This is a genomic window from Nocardia sp. JMUB6875 (assembly GCF_041154655.1).
Lineage (GTDB): Bacteria > Actinomycetota > Actinomycetes > Mycobacteriales > Mycobacteriaceae > Nocardia.
In genome coordinates this window covers 1-3,971 of sequence record NZ_BAAFGR010000325.1, presented here as the reverse complement: position 1 = coordinate 3,971, position 3,971 = coordinate 1, and the positions used below count along the sequence as shown (strand labels likewise).

The window sequence follows — 3,971 nt, the reverse complement described above, 5'->3', positions numbered from 1 at the left end:
CCCCCCACATCCGCCGAGTGGCACACCACCGCGGCAAAACCAGACAAATCCCCTCGATGGTGTGCCGCTCGGCGAGGGGTCAGGGGGTGGTGAGGGTGGTGAGGAAGGTGGACCACTCGGAGGGGGTAAAGGCGAGGGTGTGGCCGGTGGGGTGCTTGGAGTCTCGGATGCCGACCTCGCCGTTGGGCAGGAAGGCGATTTCGACGCATTGGCCGCTTGTTTCGCTGTAGCTGCTTTTGAACCAGTGGGCGCCGGATAGGTCAACGGTCACTGTCGAATCTCCTTGCCGCCTGGCGGAGTAGGTCTCGGGATGTCGTCTCGTCCAGGGTGGTGCGTCGGACGGCGTCGGCGAATTCATGGTAGCGATCCACGACTTCACGCTTCTCGATGTACAGGTCGCTGCTCATCGCACCGTCGAGGTAGACGATGGGCGGTTCGATGGGCGCGCCCTTGCTGTCAGTTCCGAAGTCCAGCAGGACGAATGGGAAGGCGGGCAGGCCCCAAACCGCGCCTGATGAGTACGGGTGCACTCGCAGGCTCACGTTGGGCTGCTTACTCACCTCCGCCAGCTGACGCAATTGGGCGGCCATGACCGCGGGACCGCCGATCACACGGTGCAGAGCGGACTCGTGGAGAAGGACTTCCAGCACAAGCGGCCGAGTTCGCCGGGTGACGATGATCTGCCGGTCCAGCCGTACCCGCACCCGGCGCTCGATATCTTCGTCCGTGCCGTGGATATAGAACGCGCGAATCATCGCGCGGGCATAGGCGGGCGTTTGCAGCAGGCCTGGCACCAGCTCTTGGTACGAGAGGAGCCGCCGGGCTGAACGTTCCATCCCGACATACATATTGAACGCATCGGAGAAGAGCCCGCCCAGCGACGTCACACCGCTCTCGTCCTTCGCGGCCGCGGCCCGCGACGCGAGACCGACCGCGCGCTCCGTATCCTCGGCGTCAACCTCGTACAGCAAACACAGCTCTCGCACGTCTTGGCGGCGCGGATTGACCGTGCGGCCGGTCTCGAGGCGCTGCAGTGCATTGAAACTCAGCTGTACTTCTTTGGCGGCGTTGGCAATCGACAGGCCCCGCCCCTCCCGCGCCTCGCGGAGGAACCGGCCCAATTGCCGTCGCATCAAGGTCGGCGACGCACCCTCTTCAATCTCGGCCATCGGTAGCTCTCCAGAAAGTGAATAGACAACCGGCTGAAATCTGCCTACCCATTGTCCGCAAATCTGCATCGGATCATGGCGTTTCCGATGACTTCATCTGAATATTCAGTTTCTGCCGATGCGGTCGTCTCGCCGGTGGTGTGCTGGTCCCATCAGCAATCCCCGAATGACGGGAGGTTCCAACGATGTTCGGGCTTCCAGCGACCGGGCACAGTGCCCAGCCGGTGATGACTGAGGGTGGGGCGCTACGCGCCTTGCGGGAACATGCGGATTGTCCGATCACGGTGTGCGCGGCCAAGTTGCAGGCCAAGACATACCTGGTGCGGATCGGGAAGCGTGCGCCCAGGCCGCCCTGGAGGATCTGACATGGATGACATGCGCGAGGTCGAGATCCGGGTGCTGCGAGAGGTAGTGGAAGCGGTCGAGGGGAGGTTGCGGGCGCATGAAGCCGAAGGCGGCTATGTGCTCACTCCTCGAGCCGCGGTATATGCGGCGGTGATCTACGCCGTGATCGCCAGTGCCCGGGCGAGCGGGCATTACGGCGCGGGGAGTTTGGCACGAGCCCCACTACTGGACGAGATTCTGGGCGATGTCGATGTGAACCCCTGGGAGGCAGCCGTTTACGCGATAGTGATGGATGACGTCCAGATGCATTGAGCCCCGCAGCCGATCGTTGCCGCGCCAACGTCGTGGTAAGCGCGAATGGGCCTAGACCTACATTAAGGCAGCGAAATTGGCAGAAAACCGTCGATCGAGGGCTGTTTGTGTAGGAATAGGCCCATTCGCGCTCATCGCCCCTGCGGACATTCCATCCGCCTCGGACCGGCTCACCCGAGCAATCCTGCCTGTACAGCCAATGTGCGCGCCGACCGGACATGGCACCGCGCGGGCACGAGGCACGGATCTCGGTCTGTAGCCTGCCAGCATGGGGTGGATCATGATCGCAGTCGGAGCACTGTCGTTGCTGTTCAGCGTGGCCGCCGACCCGAGAACACGGTGGCAGAAGACCGAAGCGTGGAAGTACCGCAACCCAGAAGCTGCCGAACCCAGCGCCGCCGTATTCCGGGCGCGCCGTGCGGCCGGCGCCGGCGTCGGGGTGGCGTTGATTTTGCTGGGTGCCGCGGTCAACTCCGTGAAGTGGAGCAATGAGCCGGGCCGGGGCAAAGGACATGACGCCGTCGAACGGGTTGCGCAGCTGCTGGGGCCGACCACGCCCGGTATCGCAGACCAATCCTCCGATCCGCTGCCGCCGATGCCGCACTTCCATGCCGACCTGCTCGATGTCGTGACAGGCTACGCCGACCAGGTCAGCCGGTACGACTACCGCGGAGCCGATTTGAAGGTCACCGCCGACCGCGCCGTCGCCACCACTCACCTGTTCACGTTGACCGCCGCAGGCGGCGCGCTGTACTGCCTGCAGATCGACGAAACCGGCCCGGGAATCCCGGACTTCGTCGACTCCATCAAAGGGGTCCGCCCCACCGTTGCTCTCTATCAAGTGCCGATCCGGTCCGCCGTCTTCGACCGCGCCTGCGCCGCAACCCCGTAAAACGGTTCCGGCTTCGGCGCCATCCTGAGGCGGCGTGGGGTGGGTGCGGGAGCCGCCGACCCCTCATCGGTCAGCGGCTCCCGGCTTTGGGGAGTGGGGTGGTCAGCCCCAGTGGGTGGTCAGTTGGCGGGTCAGGTGGGAGGCGGCGATGTCTTGGGCCAGTTGTTCGAGGAGGGGGCCAGCCTGGGATATGCAGACGGTTGGGTCGGGTTCGAGGTCCGTTAGGGCGTAGGCGTGGTCTATACCGAAGCGGCGCAAGGTGTCTCGGTTGATGGTGCGGCGGCCGGAGACGGCTAGGACGGGGACTTCGGCGCGCCAGGCTTCGCGGGCTACGCCGATGGGGGCCTTGCCGTTGAGGGTTTGTTCGTCGAGGGAGCCCTCGCCGGTGATGACCAGGCGGGCGCCGGAAAGCACCTGGGCGAAATCGAGTTGTTCGAGGATGACTTCGATGCCGGGGCGGAGGGTTGCGCCGAGGAAGGCGAGGGCGGCGAAGCCGACGCCGCCGGCCGCGCCCGCACCGCGGCGGTCGGACTCGTCTGCGCCGAGGTCGCGGCGGGCGATTTCGGAGAAGCGGGACAGACCGGCCTCGAGCGCCTCGACCTCGCGCGGGCCCGCGCCCTTCTGCGGGCCGAAAATCTGTGCGGCACCGCGCTGTCCGAGTAGCGGGTTGTCGACGTCGGACGCCACGATAACGGGAACCCGCAGGAGGTCACGGGTATCGATGCGCGCGAGCCGCCGCAGTGCGGCACCCCCGGGCGGCAGCGGCCGACCGTATGCGTCGAGGAACTTCGCACCGAGCGCGGTGAGCATGCCCGCTCCCCCGTCGGTGCACGCGCTGCCGCCCAGTCCGAGCACCACCCGCCGCGCCCCGCGCAGGACGGCCGTGCGAATGAGCTCGCCGGTTCCGGCGCTGGTGGCGTTCAAAGCCGTTGTCGCAGTGGCCCTACCGGGCAGCCGCCGCAGCCCGGAAGCCTCGGCAAGCTCGATGACGGCCGTCCTGTCCCCACCCATCGCGAACGACGCGACCACCGGATTCCCCACCGGCCCCGTCACGTTCGTCTGCAGCCCTGAATATCCGGAGGCCACCAGCGCGGCCACCGTCCCATCCCCGCCATCGGCGACGGGAACCGTCACCACCGGCACCTCCGGCCGCGCCGCGCGCAACCCGGCAGCCAGATGCCCGGCCACCTCCGGCGCGGTGAGCGAGCCACGAAATTTGTCGGGGGCCACGACGACATGCCCCTCCTGCCACC

The 3,971-nt window shown here is 66.5% G+C and carries 5 protein-coding genes; 2 read left to right on the top strand and 3 right to left on the bottom strand.

Going from position 1 to position 3,971, the window contains the following annotated elements:
- Positions 1–79: 79 nt before the first annotated feature.
- Entirely contained in the window at positions 80–271 is a 192-nt protein-coding gene (locus tag ACAM49_RS39190; protein WP_369640574.1) for a DUF397 domain-containing protein, read from the bottom strand.
- Positions 261–1,169 carry a helix-turn-helix domain-containing protein gene (locus tag ACAM49_RS39185; protein WP_369640573.1) on the bottom strand — a complete coding sequence of 303 codons (909 nt, stop codon included), beginning with the start codon at positions 1,167–1,169 and terminating at the stop codon, positions 261–263. The genes ACAM49_RS39190 and ACAM49_RS39185 overlap by 11 nt, the downstream gene beginning before the upstream one ends.
- 366 nt (positions 1,170–1,535) lie before the next feature.
- Here ACAM49_RS39185 and ACAM49_RS39180 point away from each other — a divergent pair, with 366 nt between their 5' ends.
- Positions 1,536–1,826 carry a hypothetical protein gene (locus ACAM49_RS39180; RefSeq protein WP_369640572.1) on the top strand — a complete coding sequence of 97 codons (291 nt, stop codon included), beginning with the start codon at positions 1,536–1,538 and terminating at the stop codon, positions 1,824–1,826.
- Positions 1,827–2,130: 304 nt separating this feature from the next.
- Positions 2,131–2,718, top strand: a complete 588-nt coding sequence (locus ACAM49_RS39175; protein WP_369640571.1) for a hypothetical protein — start codon at positions 2,131–2,133, stop codon at positions 2,716–2,718.
- Positions 2,719–2,820: 102 nt separating this feature from the next.
- Here ACAM49_RS39175 and ACAM49_RS39170 read toward each other — a convergent pair whose 3' ends face one another.
- Positions 2,821–3,948 carry a glycerate kinase gene (locus ACAM49_RS39170; RefSeq protein ID WP_369640575.1) on the bottom strand — a complete coding sequence of 376 codons (1,128 nt, stop codon included), beginning with the start codon at positions 3,946–3,948 and terminating at the stop codon, positions 2,821–2,823.
- Between the last annotated feature and the right edge of the window lie 23 nt (positions 3,949–3,971).